Source organism: Streptococcus sp. 27098_8_73 (assembly GCF_041432495.1).
In the GTDB taxonomy this organism is placed as follows: Bacteria; Bacillota; Bacilli; order Lactobacillales; family Streptococcaceae; genus Streptococcus.
Genome location: NZ_JAPVZT010000002.1, coordinates 76,895 through 94,746 on the forward strand (window position 1 = coordinate 76,895; position 17,852 = coordinate 94,746).

The 17,852-nt window shown below is 42.1% G+C and carries 17 protein-coding genes; 14 read left to right on the plus strand and 3 right to left on the minus strand.

Translation table 11 applies throughout. From position 1 onward, the window contains the following. Window positions 1-263 precede the first annotated feature (263 nt). From O3651_RS01735 to lacD, 10 genes are all read left to right on the plus strand, one after another. The gene (locus tag O3651_RS01735; RefSeq protein WP_371609352.1) at window positions 264-1,838 is read left to right on the plus strand and encodes a DEAD/DEAH box helicase; all 1,575 of its coding nucleotides are present in this window, start codon (window positions 264-266) and stop codon (window positions 1,836-1,838) included. A gap of 286 nt (window positions 1,839-2,124) precedes the next feature. Continuing rightward, entirely contained in the window at window positions 2,125-2,871 is a 747-nt protein-coding gene (locus O3651_RS01740) for a DeoR/GlpR family DNA-binding transcription regulator (protein ID WP_005590674.1), read from the plus strand. Window positions 2,872-3,197: 326 nt separating this feature from the next. Further along, a complete protein-coding gene (locus tag O3651_RS01745) occupies window positions 3,198-3,674 on the plus strand; it encodes a PTS sugar transporter subunit IIA (RefSeq protein ID WP_125379349.1) in 477 nt (158 codons plus the stop codon). Between the two features lie 20 nt (window positions 3,675-3,694). Then, window positions 3,695-4,000 (plus strand): PTS sugar transporter subunit IIB, encoded by a 306-nt coding sequence (locus tag O3651_RS01750; RefSeq protein ID WP_005590672.1) that lies wholly within the window; start codon window positions 3,695-3,697, stop codon window positions 3,998-4,000. Between the two features lie 52 nt (window positions 4,001-4,052). Further along, window positions 4,053-5,528: a PTS galactitol transporter subunit IIC gene (locus O3651_RS01755; protein ID WP_061909574.1), complete on the plus strand. Its 1,476-nt coding sequence runs from the start codon at window positions 4,053-4,055 to the stop codon at window positions 5,526-5,528. Window positions 5,529-5,691: 163 nt separating this feature from the next. Next, window positions 5,692-6,588, plus strand: a complete 897-nt coding sequence (locus tag O3651_RS01760) for an aldose 1-epimerase family protein (protein ID WP_371609353.1) — start codon at window positions 5,692-5,694, stop codon at window positions 6,586-6,588. Window positions 6,589-6,733: 145 nt separating this feature from the next. Then, window positions 6,734-7,159 (plus strand): galactose-6-phosphate isomerase subunit LacA, encoded by a 426-nt coding sequence (lacA, locus tag O3651_RS01765; RefSeq protein ID WP_005590669.1) that lies wholly within the window; start codon window positions 6,734-6,736, stop codon window positions 7,157-7,159. Between the two features lie 148 nt (window positions 7,160-7,307). Continuing rightward, complete coding sequence (lacB, locus tag O3651_RS01770) at window positions 7,308-7,823, plus strand: galactose-6-phosphate isomerase subunit LacB (protein ID WP_001216921.1); 516 nt, start codon at window positions 7,308-7,310, stop codon at window positions 7,821-7,823. Window positions 7,824-7,833: 10 nt separating this feature from the next. After that, window positions 7,834-8,763, plus strand: a complete 930-nt coding sequence (locus O3651_RS01775; protein WP_371609354.1) for a tagatose-6-phosphate kinase — start codon at window positions 7,834-7,836, stop codon at window positions 8,761-8,763. Between the two features lies 1 nt (window position 8,764). Beyond that, window positions 8,765-9,745, plus strand: a complete 981-nt coding sequence (gene lacD / locus O3651_RS01780) for a tagatose-bisphosphate aldolase (protein WP_371609355.1) — start codon at window positions 8,765-8,767, stop codon at window positions 9,743-9,745. 39 nt (window positions 9,746-9,784) lie between these two features. Here the strand turns inward: lacD and O3651_RS01785 are convergent, their stop codons facing one another. The 3 genes from O3651_RS01785 to O3651_RS01795 form a co-directional block, all read right to left on the minus strand. After that, window positions 9,785-10,048 (minus strand): GIY-YIG nuclease family protein, encoded by a 264-nt coding sequence (locus tag O3651_RS01785; protein WP_125405784.1) that lies wholly within the window; start codon window positions 10,046-10,048, stop codon window positions 9,785-9,787. Continuing rightward, window positions 10,038-10,784 carry a tRNA1(Val) (adenine(37)-N6)-methyltransferase gene (locus tag O3651_RS01790; protein WP_297663775.1) on the minus strand — a complete coding sequence of 249 codons (747 nt, stop codon included), beginning with the start codon at window positions 10,782-10,784 and terminating at the stop codon, window positions 10,038-10,040. The genes O3651_RS01785 and O3651_RS01790 overlap by 11 nt, the downstream gene beginning before the upstream one ends. Before the next feature lie 92 nt (window positions 10,785-10,876). Then, window positions 10,877-13,216, minus strand: a complete 2,340-nt coding sequence (locus O3651_RS01795) for a cation-translocating P-type ATPase (protein WP_371609356.1) — start codon at window positions 13,214-13,216, stop codon at window positions 10,877-10,879. A gap of 157 nt (window positions 13,217-13,373) precedes the next feature. On the opposite strand from O3651_RS01795, the gene O3651_RS01800 reads away from it, so the two are divergent. The 4 genes from O3651_RS01800 (at window position 13,374) to O3651_RS01815 (ending at window position 17,798) form a co-directional block, all read left to right on the plus strand. Then, on the plus strand, window positions 13,374-14,114 hold the full coding sequence (locus O3651_RS01800; protein ID WP_005590662.1) for a 1-acyl-sn-glycerol-3-phosphate acyltransferase: 741 nt from the start codon (window positions 13,374-13,376) through the stop codon (window positions 14,112-14,114). 72 nt (window positions 14,115-14,186) lie between these two features. Further along, on the plus strand, window positions 14,187-14,735 hold the full coding sequence (locus O3651_RS01805; RefSeq protein WP_371609357.1) for an HXXEE domain-containing protein: 549 nt from the start codon (window positions 14,187-14,189) through the stop codon (window positions 14,733-14,735). A 146-nt stretch (window positions 14,736-14,881) separates the two neighbouring features. After that, complete coding sequence (locus O3651_RS01810) at window positions 14,882-15,577, plus strand: helix-hairpin-helix domain-containing protein (protein ID WP_371609358.1); 696 nt, start codon at window positions 14,882-14,884, stop codon at window positions 15,575-15,577. Then, window positions 15,558-17,798 carry a DNA internalization-related competence protein ComEC/Rec2 gene (locus O3651_RS01815; RefSeq protein WP_371609359.1) on the plus strand — a complete coding sequence of 747 codons (2,241 nt, stop codon included), beginning with the start codon at window positions 15,558-15,560 and terminating at the stop codon, window positions 17,796-17,798. Before O3651_RS01810 ends, O3651_RS01815 begins: the two co-directional genes overlap by 20 nt. Window positions 17,799-17,852: the final 54 nt, after the last annotated feature.

Here is a 17,852-nt window from a genome sequence, read left to right on the forward strand (position 1 = left end):
ACAAGCAAGTCCTATCTTTTTAGGTGCTTTTGTGGTATACTAGATTAGTTGCAGAAATACAGTTTTTCTATTCAGTGGGAACTAGCGACCGAGTCGGCGCTTTTTTAGTGCCTAGACTTGAGAGACCATATTTATGAAGAGAAGAGCGAATACTCTCAGAAAATCGAGATTTAGTAAGAGAAAAGCACTTGGTATGTTTCGATAGATGAGTATCAAAAGCCTTATAAGGTGGCTTCGCACTGCCTTTAGAAAGAAGAAGAACATTGAAATTTAATGAATTACATTTATCTACTGAATTACTAGCAGAGATTGAAAAAGCTGGCTTTGTAGAAGCAAGTCCTATCCAAGAACAGACGATTCCACTTGCTATGGCAGGTAAGGATGTCATTGGTCAGGCCCAGACAGGGACAGGAAAGACAGCGGCCTTTGGCTTCCCGACTCTGGAGAAGATTGATACAGATAATCCTGCTGTGCAGGCTTTGATTATTGCTCCAACCCGTGAATTGGCTGTGCAGAGTCAGGAAGAGCTTTTCCGTTTTGGCCGCAGCAAGGGTGTCAAGGTGCGTTCTGTCTACGGTGGCTCCAGCATCGAAAAGCAAATCAAGGCCCTCAAGTCTGGTGCTCATATCGTTGTAGGAACACCTGGTCGTCTTTTGGATTTGATCAAACGCAAGGCGCTTAAGCTGAATCAGATTGAAACCTTAATCTTGGACGAAGCGGATGAAATGCTTAACATGGGCTTTTTGGAAGATATTGAGTCTATCATTTCCCGTGTGCCAGAAGAGCGTCAGACCTTGCTCTTTTCAGCGACCATGCCAGATGCCATTAAGCGCATCGGTGTCAAGTTTATGAAGGAGCCTGAGCATGTCAAGATTGCGGCTAAAGAGCTGACGACGGAGCTGGTGGATCAGTATTATATCCGTGTCAAAGAAAATGAAAAATTTGATACCATGACTCGCCTGATGGACGTGGAGCAGCCTGAGCTGTCAATCGTCTTTGGTCGGACCAAGCGCCGGGTGGATGAGCTGACTCGCGGTCTGAAAATCCGTGGTTTCCGAGCAGAGGGTATCCATGGTGATTTGGATCAAGGCAAGCGCCTTCGCGTTCTGCGTGACTTTAAAAACGGCAATTTGGATGTTTTAGTGGCGACAGATGTGGCTGCGCGTGGATTGGACATTTCTGGTGTGACCCATGTCTACAACTACGACATTCCGCAGGATCCAGAAAGCTATGTTCACCGGATTGGTCGGACTGGTCGTGCTGGTAAGTCAGGTCAGTCTATCACTTTTGTTGCGCCAAATGAAATGGGCTATCTGCAGATTATCGAAAATCTGACCAAGAAGCGTATGAAAGGCCTTAAGCCAGCGACTGCGGAAGAAGCTTTCCAAGCTAAGAAAAGAGTTGCCCTTAAGAAGATTGAACGCGATTTTGCTGACGAAAGCATCCGTTCTAACTTTGAGAAATTCAGTAAGGATGCCCGCAAGCTAGCAGCAGAATTCAGCCCAGAAGAGCTGGCTATGTATATCCTCAGCTTGACGGTACAGGATCCCGATACCCTTCCTGAAGTAGAAATTGCCCGTGAAAAACCATTGCCATTTAAAGCATCTGGTGGCGGTTTTGGTGGAAAAGGTAAAAGTGGTCGTGGCAACGGTCGTCGAGGCGACCAGGGCCGTGATCGCCGTGGCGGACGTGAAGACCGAGAGGGTGGCCGCCGTGACTTTAAACGCAAGTCAAACAAGAACAGTCGTGACTTCGAAAGCAGAGGAAATAAACGCCCACACCGCACTTCCAGCGAAAAGAAAACCGGCTTTGTTATCCGTAATAAAGGCGATAAATAAACAGAAAATCCGATGTCAGCTGACATCGGATTTTTCTATTGAAAATAATTTGTGTATCTTTCAAGATTTGTTTGAAAATAGCACAATGAAAACGCATAAACAAACAATAATCTATTTTTTTGAAAAAAAGTATACATTTTTTTGTTTATATGAAAAAATTGTAGTATAATGATATAAGCAAAGGTGCATGGACATTAAAGTGATTTGAGGTGTCCAAGGAACCTAAGAATCAAAGGGGAAACTTTGATGAGACGTCTCTAGACATCAACAACAAGGAGGATTGTACATGAAGGAAAGTCGTCATAAAGTGATCTTACAAGAACTGGACCAGACGGGAGTTGTGTCTGTAAAGAACCTGAAGGAATTGCTGAATGTAACAGATATGACCATTCGACGGGATTTGATTGATCTTGAGAAGCAAGGACTTTTGATTCGGGTGCATGGTGGGGCTCATAAAAAGGTGAAAGATAGCTTGAATGAAGCTTCGCATTCTGAAAAAACGATGTTAAATATCGAAGAAAAGAAGCTGATCGCTAAGAAATGTGCTGATTTGATTGCTGAAGGAGATACAGTTTTTATCGGATCGGGTACTACAACGGATTTTATCGGCGATTATTTAGAGGGGAAAAATATCAGTATTGTAACCAATTCACTCCCTATTTTTGAAAAATTGAAGGATTACCCTAATTTTGATTTGATTTTGATCGGAGGACGCTATCGGGTCAAGACCCAGACTTTTGTGGGGCAGTTTGCCAATAAACTTTTACGAGAAATCAAGGTATCAAAGGCCTTTATTGGAGTGAACGGAATCGATGGTCACAATGTGACGACTGCCAATGAAGAAGAGGGGAATGGAAATGCCATTATTCTCAATAATGCAATTGAAAAATACATTGTTGCAGATAATAGCAAATTTGATAGCTATTCTTTCTATAGTTTTTACCGTTTGGACAATATTGACGCGATTGTAACGGATGATCATATCTCTCCGAAAGTGAGAGCAAAATATAGTTCTTACACCAAGGTTCTCTGATTTAATCGCGTTGTCATGAATATTAATTGAGATTCTGAAAGCTGCGAATTTCGTAGCTTTTATTTCTTATTGCAGATGAATAATTGTATTTTACAGTGGACGAAAAGTTCTTGTATATCAACTTAGACTTGCTAAGGATATTTTTATGACTCGTGTTATTCTTCAACTATGCAGAATGACGAAATGTCCCATCTTCATATGAACATAAAATTTTTTAGTTATTAGATAAATAAACAAAAAATAACAAAACAAACTATTGACAGCGCTATCACATAATGATATAATTAATTAAACGAACAAAAAGAAACAAAAGGGGAGATGATAAAATGGCGCTTGCCCAATTATTTGATGAAAATCTAGTGTTTTGTTTACATGCAGAAAATCAAGAAGATCTTTTTCATCAAGTAGCTGATTTGTTAGAAGAAAGAGAAATTGTAACTTCTTCTTATCGAAACGCTTTACTTGAAAGAGAAAAGGCGTTTCCAACTGGATTGGATATGGAATTTTTAGGCAAGGACTTGCCGAATGTTGCCATACCTCATACGGATATTGCGCATAATTTGACTGAAAATGTGGTAGTTGTTAAGCTAGATCAGCCTGTAACCTTCCACAATATGATTTCTCCTACGCAAACCGTTGAAGTGTCTCTCTTGTTCTTTATTATCAACAACTCTAGCTCAAGCCAGACCAATATCTTAGCACAGTTAATGGATTTCTTCACTAGCGAAGGAAATCTAGCTGGTTTAGCTTCTTTGAACTCAAAAGAAGAGTTGTTCCAATATATTTCAAAAGTTATTAAATAAATAAATCGGAGGATTTTATTATGATTAAAATTTTAGCAGCCTGCGGAGCAGGGGTAAACTCAAGTCACCAAATCAAGAGTGCTCTTGAGGAAGAGTTGTCAAACCGCGGTTATGATGTACATTGTGATGCCGTGATGGTTAAGGATGTCAATGAAGATCTAATGCAAGGTTATGATATCTTCACGCCAATCGCTGCAACAGATCTTGGTTTTGAACCAGGAATCCCAGTTATCGAAGCTGGACCAATCTTGTTCCGTATTCCTGCAATGAGCGCTCCAGTGTTTGACAATATTGAAGCAGCTATTAAAGAGCACGGACTAAGTTAATCTATTCTTTATCTTGTTAACATTCATATAACAAAAAAAGGGAGGAATTATTATGGATGTCATTATTGACCTAGCCAATAAGATTTTTAAACCCATCTTAGATATGGGTGGTCCTATCATCATGCTGATCATCTTGACAGTATTGGCTTTACTTTTTGGAGTGAAATTCTCCAAAGCGCTTGAAGGTGGTATCAAACTTGCCATCGCTCTTACTGGTATCGGTGCCATCATCGGTATGCTTAACGGAGCTTTCTCAGCTTCACTTGCTAAATTCGTTGAAAACACTGGTATTCAGTTGAACATCACTGACGTTGGTTGGGCACCGCTTGCAACTATCACTTGGGGTTCTCCATGGACCTTGTACTTCTTGCTCATCATGCTCATTGTCAATGTTGTGATGTTAGCTATAAAGAAAACAGATACATTGGATGTGGATATCTTTGATATTTGGCACTTGTCAATCACTGGCTTGCTCATCAAATGGTATGCAGATAAGAGCCATGTAAGTCCTGCCGTATCACTTTTGATTGCAACTTTAGCAGTTGTCTTGGTTGGTGTCTTGAAGATTATCAACTCTGACTTGATGAAACCAACTTTTGATGATTTGTTGAATGCGCCAAGTTCATCACCAATGACTTCAACTCACATGAACTACATGATGAACCCTGTTATCATGGTTTTGGATAAGATTTTTGACAAATTCTTCCCTGGGTTGGACAAATATGACTTTGATGCTGCCGCTTTGAACAAGAAAATCGGTTTCTGGGGATCTAAATTCTTCATCGGTTTCCTTCTCGGTATAGTTATCGGTATCATGGGAACTCCGCACCCAGTAGCAGGTGTAGAAGATGGTAACACATGGCAATTGGTTATTAAAGGATGGTTGTCTCTCGGTTTGACTGCCGGTGTCTGCTTGGAGCTCTTCTCACTTATCGGATCATGGTTTATCGCAGCCGTGGAACCACTTTCACAAGGTATTACTAACGTAGCAACAAAGCGTCTTCAAGGACGTAAATTCAACATCGGTCTTGACTGGCCATTTATCGCTGGTCGTGCAGAAATCTGGGCCTGCGCTAACGTACTTGCCCCAATCATGTTGATTGAAGCAGTTCTGCTTTCTAATGTAGGGAACGGTATCTTGCCATTGGCTGGTATCATCGCAATGGGTGTGACACCTGCCCTTCTGGTTGTTACTCGTGGTAAATTGCTTCGTATGATTGTCTTTGGAACACTCTTGTTACCACTCTTCCTTCTTTCAGGTACCCTGATTGCACCGTTTGCAACAGAACTTGCTAAAGGCGTAGGTGCCTTCCCTGAAGGAGTTAGCCAGTCTCAATTGATCACTCATTCAACACTTGAAGGACCAATCGAAAAACTCTTGGGCTGGACTATTGGTAATACTACTACAGGTGATATTAAAGCTATCATTGGTGCTATTGTCTTCCTTGGTGCTTATATTGGAATCTTTGCTTGGTACAGAAAGCAAATGATCAAACGGAATGCAGAATATGCAGCAAAAGCGAAATAATATCCGTTAACTATTGTTAAATATTGTAAGACTAGGGAAGCTAGATTGTCCATTTCCAAATGGGAATGTTGATAATCTAGCTTTTCCTATGTAATAAATAGAAAAGGCTAAGCAGAGAGAAGTCAGAAGCCTGCTTTTTCTCTGAAGTAGAGAGGAGATTTGGATGGTGATCGCGCTAGAAAACTATGAATTGACAGTGCAGTTTGAGAAATTGGGAGGAGCACTTTCTTCAATCAAGGATAAGGATGGTGTAGAATACCTCTGGCAGGGTGATGCGACCTATTGGAGTGGTCAAGCTCCAGTTCTTTTCCCCATTTGCGGGAGTTTGCGTAATGACACTGCTCACTATGCATTAAAAGATGGTCAAGAAGCGAGTGGAGTCATTCCTCGGCATGGTCTCGTTCGCAAGAAAGAATTTGAATTGGTTGAACAAACGGATACGAGTGTGACTTTTGCTATTGAGGACACAGAGGAGATGTTTCAGAACTATCCCTATCATTTCCGCTTATCGATTCGCTATAGCTTGACTGGTAAGAAGCTTCGCACCCAGTATATCGTAGAAAATCTTGGAGATAGTGGCGACATGCCGTACTTCATCGGAGGCCATCCCGGCTTTAACTGCCCTTTACTTGATGATGAAAAGTATGAGGATTACTATTTGGAGTTTGAAGAGGAAGAAACCTGCAGTGTTCCTCTCTCTTATCCTGAAACTGGTATGTTGAACTTTCTCGAACGTTCAAGTTTCCTAGATCATCAAAAAGAACTAAATTTGGGCTATGCTATCTTTGCTAAAGATGCAGTGACTCTTGATGAGCTAAAATCGCGGACTGTTGCTCTTCGTTCTCGGAATCATGATAAAGGGTTACGTTTGGATTTTCAAGAATTTCCAAATCTAATCATCTGGTCAACTATTAACAAAGGACCATTTATAGCCTTGGAACCTTGGTCAGGCTTGTCGACCTCGTTAGAAGAGGGAGATTATTTAGAAAGCAAGAAAAATGTCCGTCTACTCCCAGCAGGAGAAAAAGAAGAAATTGGATTTGATATTACTATTTTTTAAAGAAAAATTTTAAAAATGTTTAAAAACAAACATATAATGTTGACAACGAACACAAAATGTTGTATTATAAACTTGTGAATCAAATAACGTTTAATGTTTTAAAACATTTTAGTTCATTATATAGAAAATTAAAGGAGGACTTAATATGTCTATTATCATTGGTGCAGATGCTGCAGGTTTGAGATTGAAAGAAGTTGTGAAAGACTTCTTGGAAAAAGAAAACTTCCACGTAGTGGATGTTACGGCTGAAGGTCAAGACTTTGTTGATGTGACTCTTGCTGTTGCTGCAGAAGTAAACAAAGAAGAACAAAACCTTGGTATCGTGATTGATGCCTATGGTGCTGGTCCGTTCATGGTTGCAACTAAGATTAAAGGAATGGTTGCCGCAGAAGTATCTGATGAACGTTCAGCTTATATGACTCGTGGACACAACAACTCACGTATGATTACTATGGGAGCAGAAACTGTTGGTGATGAATTGGCGAAAAACATTGCTAAAGGTTTTGTTAATGGTAAATACGACGGTGGACGTCACCAAATTCGGGTCGATATGTTGAACAAAATGTGCTAATACTCTTCAAAAATCAAGATAATCTGTCGTCAGCTCCCTTTAGCTAACTTCAGTTATGCTCGCAGCTCGCTTCCTAAGCTAATCTTGATTTTTCTTGAGTAAGGATAAATGATATGAGATTTATATAATTAATCGGAGGGAATAACTAATGAGAATTGCAATTGGATGTGACCACATCGTAACAGATGAAAAAATGGCGGTTTCAGAATTTTTGAAATCAAAAGGATATGAAGTCATTGACTTTGGTACCTATGATCATACACGTACTCACTACCCAATTTTTGGTAAAAAAGTCGGTGAAGCTGTAACTAGCGGTCAAGCTGATCTTGGGGTATGTATCTGTGGTACTGGAGTTGGTATCAACAACGCTGTAAATAAAGTTCCTGGAGTCCGTTCTGCTTTGGTTCGTGATATGACAACAGCTCTTTACGCTAAAGAACAGTTGAATGCCAACGTTATTGGTTTTGGTGGAAAAATCACTGGTGAATTGCTCATGTGTGATATCATCGAAGCTTTCATCAATGCTGAATACAAACCATCAGAAGAAAACAAAAAATTGATCGCTAAAATCGAGCACGTTGAAACTCACAATGCTCATCAAGCAGATGCAAACTTCTTTACAGAATTCCTTGAAAAATGGGATCGCGGTGAATACCACGACTAAGAGGTGACGCATGATTTTAACAGTCACAATGAATCCATCCATTGATATTTCTTATCCTTTGGATGAATTAAAAATTGACACTGTCAACCGTGTGGTGGACGTGACAAAAACAGCTGGTGGTAAAGGTCTCAATGTTACACGAGTTCTTTCAGAATTTGGTGATTCTGTTGCTGCTACTGGTTTGGTCGGTGGTAAACTTGGTGAATTTTTGGTAGAACATATCGATGATAAAGTAACGAAAGATTTCTTCTCCATTCAAGGAGAGACTCGTAACTGTATCGCTATTCTACACGGAGACAACCAAACAGAAATTCTTGAGAAAGGGCCCGAAGTTCTGGAACAAGAAGGGCAAGATTTCTTGGCTCATTTTGAAAATCTTCTTGACACTGTGGAAGTAGTGGCTATCTCTGGTAGTCTTCCAGCAGGTCTTCCAGTTGACTACTATGCAAACTTGGTAGAACTTGCTAATCGAGCAGGAAAACCAGTTGTTCTGGACTGCTCTGGTGCAGCACTTCAGGCGGTTCTTGCATCACCACACAAACCAACAGTAATCAAACCAAATAACGAAGAGTTGTCTCAACTTCTTGGGAAAGAAGTTTCAGAAGATTTGGATGAATTAAAAGAAGTTCTTCAAGAACCTTTATTTGCAGGGATTGAGTGGATTATCGTTTCACTTGGTGCCAATGGTGCTTTTGCTAAACATGGTGATACTTTCTACAAGGTAGATATTCCAAGAATTCAGGTAGTCAATCCTGTCGGATCTGGAGATTCTACTGTTGCAGGCATTTCATCAGGACTTCTTCATAAGGAATCAGATGCAGAACTTCTCATCAAGGCAAATGTCCTTGGTATGCTCAATGCTCAAGAAAAAATGACAGGTCATGTCAATATGGCCAACTATCAAGCTCTATATGATCAATTAATAGTAAAAGAGGTATAAAATGGCTTTAACAGAACAAAAACGCAAATATTTGGAAAAACTCTCTGACGAGAACGGCATCATCTCAGCTCTTGCCTTTGACCAACGTGGTGCTTTGAAACGCCTCATGGCTCAATACCAAACAGAAGAACCAACAGTTGCTCAAATGGAAGAACTCAAAGTCTTGGTAGCAGATGAATTGACTAAACACGCATCCTCTATGCTTCTTGACCCTGAGTATGGACTTCCAGCTACAAAAGCGCTTGATGCTAATGCTGGTCTTCTTCTTGCTTATGAGAAAACAGGTTATGACACAACTAGCACCAAACGCTTGCCAGACTGCTTGGATATTTGGTCTGCCAAACGTATCAAGGAACAAGGTGCAGATGCAGTCAAATTCTTGCTTTACTATGACGTAGACAGTTCTGACGAACTCAACCAACAAAAACAAGCCTACATCGAACGCATTGGTTCTGAGTGTGTGGCAGAAGATATTCCATTCTTCCTTGAAATCCTCGCTTACGATGAAAAAATCGCTGACGCTGGCTCTGCTGAATACGCAAAAGTGAAACCACACAAGGTTATCGGTGCCATGAAGGTTTTCTCAGACCCACGCTTTAACATCGATGTCTTGAAAGTGGAAGTTCCAGTCAATGTCAAATACGTTGAAGGCTTTGGCGATGGTGAAATCGTGCATACTCGTGAAGAAGCAGCAGCTTTCTTCAAAGCACAAGATGAAGCAACTAACTTGCCATACATCTACTTGAGTGCGGGTGTATCAGCTAAACTCTTCCAAGAAACTCTTGTCTTTGCCCACGAATCAGGCGCAAACTTCAATGGAGTTCTTTGTGGCCGTGCAACCTGGGCAGGATCAGTTGAAGCTTACATCAAAGACGGTGAGGCAGCAGCTCGTGAATGGCTTCGCACAACTGGATTTGAGAACATTGATGAACTCAACAAGGTTCTTCAAACAACAGCGACTTCATGGAAAGAACGCATCTAATTTAATCTTGAATGTAGAAATCAAAAAACGTAGTAAGTTTCAGGACTTACTACGTTTTTCTTCTATATAAGCTAGTTTTTCAGCTCGTTTCTTCTTTTTGAAAAGAGCTTCAGCCGACATGGCTGCAGATTTGTCGGGATGTTCCTCTTGATAGATGAGTGTGACGGGCAATCGGGCGCGAGTGTACTTGGCTCCTTTTCCAGACTGATGTGTTTTGAGACGAGCTTCTACATCGGTAGTATAGCCTGTGTAGAGGGTGCCGTCTCCGCATTCAAGGACATACATATAGGCTTTATTTTCCATAGTAAATCTCTTGAATTTCTGGTGTATAGCTGCCGTCTTGCTCGTGGATAAAGAGAGGTGGGAGGATTTTCAGGCCGTCTGGTGAACCATCTTTAATAGCCTCGATTAAGAGCATATTGGCTTCTCTCCCCTGCTTGGGATAGACAAACTGGATGCGCTTGGGCGCTAGATTATGGTTTTTCATAGTTTCTAAAATATCCAAAAATCGGTCAGGACGGTGAACCATTGCTAAGCGACCATTGGACTTGAGAACTCGCTGGGCAATCGTGCAAATTTCTTCTAAATTCGTAGCAACTTCGTGACGCGCTAGCAGATAATGCTCACTGCCGTTGAGATTGGAATGTTCATCGACCTTGAAATAGGGAGGATTGCAGAGAATGATGTCAACCTTACTGCCAGAGATGTGGTTGCCTAGATTTTTCAAGTCATCATGGATGACCTGCATCTGTTGAGTAAGGTTATTTAATTCAATGGAACGCTGGGCCATATCTGCCAAACGTTCCTGAATTTCCACCGCTAGAATCTGGGCCTGAGTCCGTGTGCTAGCAAAGAGACCAACAGCCCCGTTTCCAGCGCAGAGATCAACGATGAGCCCTCGTTTGGGTAATTTTGGAAAGCGAGAAAGCAGGACACTATCGACTGAATAGCTAAAAACCTCGCTATTTTGAATGATTTTAATATCAGTGGAAAAGAGCTGATTAACTCTTTCTCCGTCTTTTAATTTTGTTTCTGTCATACCAACATTATAGCATGATTAAGTGCCATTCCAAAGAAGAAAGAGAAATTTTATAGGAAAAAACACCTGACAGAAACAGTCAGGTGCGAATTTTAGTTGAATTCATATTTTTGCTTGATGGTGCAAGCGATGAAAATTCCGATAAAGAAAACCATGAGAATCAGATAGACTGGCAAGGTTGCGGCTGTCAGCGTTGCAATTTCCAAAAGGTGTTGCAGGACAAAGGCGGATAGATAGAAGCCTGCGACTGAAAAAATGATCAGAAGAGCGCGCCAGAGGTTGAGTGGCAGGCAGGCCCGAATGACTGACAAGAAGCTGATGCTGCCTAGCAAGTAGTAGGTCAGGGTGGACATTTCTATGTTGCTCCAGCCATGGCTGCTGCCCCAGATACGGACAAATAGCACGCTGAAGATAATCATGAGGGAGCTTGGCAGAGCCAGCTGTAGGGAGCGTTTGAGGAAGTGCTTTTCAACTGGTTTGATATTGCGCTCAAAAGTGAGGACAAAGGGTGGGAAACCTTCGACAAACTGGTCAATCAAGGTGATTTGAATCGGAATGAATGGGAAAATCAAGAGGTATTCCGGTTTTCCTAGCAGGATACTGGCAATACAGATGATAGCCAGGATAAAGGAATAAATGGTCTTGATGAAGAAAATCGGAGCAATCCGGCCGATATTGTTAACGACCCGGCGGCCTTCAAAAAGAATCTCAGGGACATCGTTAAAGTCGGAGTTCAGAAGAACCAAGTTAGCAATTTGCCGAGTTGCGGGGTCTCCCTCGGCCATGACGATGGAACAGTCTGCTTCACGCAAGGCCAAGATATCATTAACACCATCTCCGGTCATGGCTGTTGTCCGACCAGCGGCTTTAAGAGTCTGGATCAGCAGTTTCTTCTGATGAGGAGAAACACGGCCGAAGATGGCTGTTTCTTCTGCTTGCTCAACAAGTTCTTGATCGCTGATTTTAGAACAGTCGATGTAGCTATCGTAGTTGGCAAATCCAGCCTGGCTCGCGATATGTGAAACAGTCACTGGATTGTCACCAGAGATGATTTTCAGATCAACATCCTGAGAGCGCAGGTAGTCCAGCGTCTCAGCCGCTCCCTCACGGATAGGATCAGTGATTTCCAGAACAGCTAAAGCGGTCATATCTTCAGGCAGTTGGATACTGTGTTTGTCTAGCACTTGGTCGCTGTGAGCCAGCACCAAAACCCGCGATCCGCGTTTTTGGGCCTCTCCAACCGCTGCAGGATTGCTGTCCAGTAGCATTTCGGGCGCTCCCAGAAAGATGGTTCCGACACTGGATAAATACATAGCGCCCCATTTTCGGTCACTAGAAAATGGGATGACATTGTCGCTAGTATAGTTGTGCTCTAAATGGCCGTAGCCCTTGCGGATGGCCTGAGAAGTTGGGTTATTATCCTCGCTGGTTTGGATGTAGGCTGCCAAGATTTGACCAACGGTATCATCAGAAAACTTGTCTGACAGGCTATGCAAGGCTTCAACAGTCATCTTACCTTGGGTAATTGTCCCGGTCTTGTCCAGACAGAGGGTATCGACTCGAGCCAAGGTCTCAACAGAATACATTTCCTGAACAAGAACCTTGCGCATACCTAGCTTGATGACAGCTGTCAGGAGTGACGTGACTGTTAGCAGAGCGATTCCCTTAGGCAGCATACCCAAAAGAGCTGTCGAGCTAGTAATGACAGAGTTTTTTACAGGCAATCCCTTTATCATTAGGGCTTCAAAGAAGAGAGCCATTCCGAAAGGAATAATGATTTTTCCGGTAAAGCGGGAAATTTTCCCAAGATTGTAAAGAATACGCGAGTTGATAGGCTTGAGTGTTTTAGCCTCAGTCATAAGCTTGTTAGCATAGTTGTCTGCACCGACATGATGCACCTCAGCATAGATCTGCCCACTGGCCAGAAAGCTACCAGACAGCAGCTCAGCGCCTTCTTCCTTGAGAACCAAATCACTCTCACCTGTCAGCATGGCTTCATTGGCCTCGGCAACACCCTCTACTACATGGGCATCACTGGGAATTTGCTCGCCGGCTGACAGCTTGATCAGATCGCCCAGTACAATTTCTTCTGGCTGAATCTTGACTTCCTGGCCGTCGCGGATGACTGTGACCAGCTCTCGGCTTACCAAATTGAGCTTGTCAATCATGTGCTTGGCCCGCAGCTCCGTAATAATACCAGTGACGGCGTTAAAGCTGATGACTGCGAAGAAGACCAGATTGCTCCAAGCTTGGACAGAGACCAAGGCCAGAGCAATTACAAAGTTTAGGGCATTAAAAAGGGTGAAAACATTCCGCTTAACGATTTGCCAGTTACTAGTACTGGTGTCACTTGTAAAATCGTTGGTCAAGCCCTGCGAAATCTTTTCATCTACTTGGGTTTGGTTTAAACCAATTAATTCTTTCTTATTCATGAAAATAATGATACCATTTTTTTATAGAAATAGCTATCGAAATCAGCTGTTACAGCCAAAGTTTGGAAAAATATTGCAGACTATAAGGGTATAGGGTATAATGGGAAAGGATGTAATAAATTTCAAGTACAATCACAGTTTGAAATAAGGAGAGTTTATGTTTTATACCTATTTGCGAGGATTGGTAATTTTTATCCTCTGGGCTTTGAATGGCAATGCCCATTACCATAATAAAGAGAAGATTCCTTCACAAGATGAAAACTATATCTTGGTTGCCCCTCACCGGACATGGTGGGATCCAGTTTACATGGCTTTTGCGACCAAGCCCAAGCAGTTCATTTTCATGGCCAAGAAACAGCTCTTTGAAAATCGCGTGTTCGGCTGGTGGATTCGCATGTGTGGTGCCTTTCCTATCGACCGGGAAAATCCTGGTCCGTCAGCTATCAAATACCCTGTCAATATGCTGAAAAAGAGCAATCGTTCCCTTATTATGTTCCCGAGCGGCAGCCGCCATTCTACGGATGTCAAGGGAGGAGTGGCAGTGATTGCTAAGATGGCTAAGGTTCGGATCATGCCAGTTGTCTATGCTGGTCCCATGAGCCTCAAAGGTTTGGCAGCTGGGGAGCGCGTGGATATGAACTTCGGCAATCCAATTGATATTTCTGATATCAAAAAGATGAACGATGAAGGAGTGGAAGAAGTGGCTCGTCGGATTCAGGCAGAGTTTGACCGCTTGGATGCAGAAGTAGCGCCCTACCAGACAGGTAAAAAACCAAATATCTTCTGGCGGATTTTACGAGCAATTGCCTTTATTCCAGCAGCATTGATTGGTATTCTAACTTTCATTTTTAGTTTCCTTGCAAGCTTTGTCTGGGATCCAGATAAGCATAGAAAATAAGATACGAATCAGCTTCCTTAGCAATCTTGCTTGGGAGCTGATTTTTTTATGCGAGTGAGCTATAATGTTGGTATGTTTTATAAGGAGGATGCTATGTCTCTTGCTTTTTTATCTTTTGTAACCTTATCACTGTTTATGCTGCACGAGTTTGATGAGATTATCCTGATTCGGCCTTGGATTTCTCAGAATCAAAACCATCAAGGCTATCAAAAGGAGATGTTCATTGCCAAAAGAGGAAGTTATCTTTCTGCTGAAAGCATTGCTCTGATGATTGCGGAGGAATTTTTACTGGCTTTTATTCTCTTGCTGCTTGCCATTCTATTTCGCATTCCCGAGCTGGCTTTGGCTATTGGTTTCTGTCATACCCTCCATCTGCTGGTCCATATTATGCAAGTGTTTCGCTTTCGTCGCTGGGTACCGGGCGGCTTCACAGCTTTGACGACTTTTCCTATACTCATCTTAGTCTTTGTCCTTTATCTGAGTCAGCAGTCAGTTTCTTGGCCGCTGCTTCTGATTCTAAGCGTGCTTGTGATGGCTTTTCTTTTGGCAAATCTGGTTTTTTTACATAGCAGAGCTAAAAAGTTAGAAGCTTGGATATACAGGATAAGCAAAGCAGATTGATATTACAGCTTCTATTTTCATCAATGTCCTTTCTATCTACTACTTCTTGCAAAATAAAGATTTTAAAATATGATAAGCTGAAAATTCTCTTGCTTTGTCATATTTTTTTGAATTTTTTACGAATATAAAGATAAAGGAGAAAAAATATGTTTGAAGAAATAGTTGAAAAATTAAAGGAATACAAGATTTTTGTTGGACTTTCTTTGATAGGAGTCGTCTTGGCTGGCTTTTTCTTGCTGAAGGGCAATCCTCAGCCACAGAATCAGGTCAGCGCACTGGCTCAGGAAATGGTGACATCAGCTTCATCTGAAACCAATGCAGAAAAAAGAAGTGCGAATCAAGAAAAAATAGACTCAGAAAAAGATATGGATCCAGAGGAATCTGAGAAAGAAGTCACCGTTGATGTCAAAGGAGCTGTCAAAAATCCAGGAGTTTATCAGTTGCAGGCAGGAGCGCGTGTGCACGATGCTCTACAAAAAGCAGGTGGCCTATTGCCAGATGCCGAGTCAAAATCTATCAACCAAGCACAAAAATTAACAGATGAGGCAGTTGTCTATGTAGCTAAAGTCGGTGAGGAAGGGGCAGATGTGACGCAAGCTAGTCAGACGCCCGCTGGAAATGGAGAAACGGCAAAAGGGAAGTCTGGCTTGGTCAATCTCAATACGGCGACCGAAGCTGAACTTCAGACAGTTTCAGGCATCGGTCAAAAGAAAGCGCAAGATATCATCGCTTATCGGGAAGCCAATGGCAAGTTTAAGTCAGTAGATGAGCTGAAAAATGTTTTAGGAATCGGTGCAAAAACCTTAGAAAAATTAAAAGACTATGTCACAGTGGATAAATAAATTTCCTATCAAACCCATCTATTTTTGTCTTTTGCTGGTGCTGGCCTACTTTGCAGTTTACACAGGCAGTCTGCCAACTTATCTAGGTTTGGCAGTCCTTCTTGTTCGGCTCTTTTGGCTTTATTCGACTAGAAATAGTCTGCTTGTTTTGGTGTTCTTGAGTCTCTTTACAGGATTTTTCCTATTTCGGAGAGAAATGGCTAATCAAGCCTTTCAAGATGAACCGGAAACTATTTCTGCCATTGTGATGAAGCCAGATACAATTAAAGTCAATGGCGACTCGCTTTCTTTTCGCGGTCATTCTAATGGTCGAACTTATCAGGCCTTTTATAAAATCCAGTCAGAAAAGGAAAAAATCGCTTTTCAAAAGCTGAGCGATCAACTGCTTTTGGAGATTGATGGAGAGCTCAGTTTAGCAGAAGATCAACGCAATTTTTCAGGCTTTGACTATCGGGCTTATCTAAAAACGCAAGGGATTTACAGGATTTTGAAAATCAATCAAATCAAGTCCAGTCAGCATTTTAGCAGTCTTAATCCTTGGGACTGGCTGTCGGTCTGGCGCAGAAAAGCCTTGGTTTATATCAAGGCAAATTTTCCTAGCCCCATGAGCCACTATATGACTGGACTTTTGTTTGGTGATTTGGATACAGATTTTGCTGAGATGAATGAACTTTATTCCAGTCTGGGGATTATCCATCTCTTTGCCCTATCTGGGATGCAGGTCGGCTATTTCATGGATGGTTTTCGCAGGATTCTCCTCAAATCTGGTTTAAAAAGAGAAACTGTCGATTGGATACAGCTCCCTTTTTCCTTTATCTATGCAGGTTTGACGGGCTTTTCAGTATCAGTCGTGAGGAGTTTAGTGCAAAAGCTGCTCTCGCAGTTTGGTGTGACTAAGCTGGACAACTTTGCTTTGACAATCATGCTATTAGCCATTTTCATGCCAAATTTTCTCTTGACGACGGGTGGCGTTCTTTCCTGTGCCTATGCTTTTGTCATCTCTGTCATGGATTTTGAACATTTGCCTCCTATGAGAAAGGTGCTGGCAGAAAGTTTGACCATTTCACTGGGAATTTTGCCGATTCTGATTTTCTATTTTTCTGAATTTCAGCCTTGGTCTGTTCTGCTGACTTTTCTATTCTCAGTCGTTTTTGATCTTTTTATGCTTCCAGCCCTGACCTTTATTTTTGTCCTATCACCTCTTTTGAAAATCACTCAGGTCAATGTCTTGTTTGAACTGCTGGAAGAGTTGATTCGTTGGACGGCGTCTATTTCCTCACGGCCAGTGGCTTTTGGTCAGCCATCTATCTGGATGATGCTAGGCCTGCTTATCACACTTGGCTTGCTCTATGATTTTCGCAGACAGAAGAAAGTTGTGACCTTACTTAGCTTGGTTCTTGCTCTGCTATTTTTCCTTACTAAACATCCTCTACAAAATGAAATTACAGTCATTGATATTGGGCAGGGAGATAGCATTTTCTTGCGCGATTGGCGGGGGAAATCTGTTCTGATTGATGTGGGTGGTCGAGTTGAAATTGGCAAGAAAGAAGCCTGGCAGAAGCGGATTTCTTCGACAAATGCAGAAAAGACCTTGATTCCCTATCTGAAAAGTCGGGGAGTGAGCCGCTTGGATGTGCTGGTTTTGACCCACACCGATACGGACCATATAGGCGATATGCTGGAAGTAGCCAAGCATTTTTCTATAAAGGAAATTTACGTATCTAAGGGAAGTTTGACCCAGTCGGATTTTGTGGAGAAATTGGAGCGGATGCAGACGGGAGTTCATGCGGTAGAAGTAGGAGATAGCCTTCCAATTTTTGATGGAGCACTGCAAGTTCTTTATCCTGAGGAGACGGGCGACGGCAGTAATGACGACTCTGTCGTCTTATATGGACAATTTTTTGGAACCAGTTTTTTGTTTACGGGAGACTTAGAGGAGAAAGGCGAAGCTAGCTTGATGCGGCATTTTCCGCAACTCAAGGTGGATGTTTTAAAAGCAGGACACCACGGTTCTAAGGGCTCCTCCAGCCCAGAATTTTTACATCAGCTTCAGCCCAAAATTGCCCTCATTTCTGCCGGTAAGAATAACCGCTACAAGCATCCTCACCGGGAAACTCTGGACAGATTTGAGAACATTCAGACACAGATTTTTCGTACAGATGAACAAGGAGCTATTCGCTTCAGTGGCTGGGATTCATGGGAAATCGAAACGGTAAAGTAACCCCTGTTTCCTTGCTCTGAGAGTGAGCCAAGATTAACTTACCTTGATTTCGAG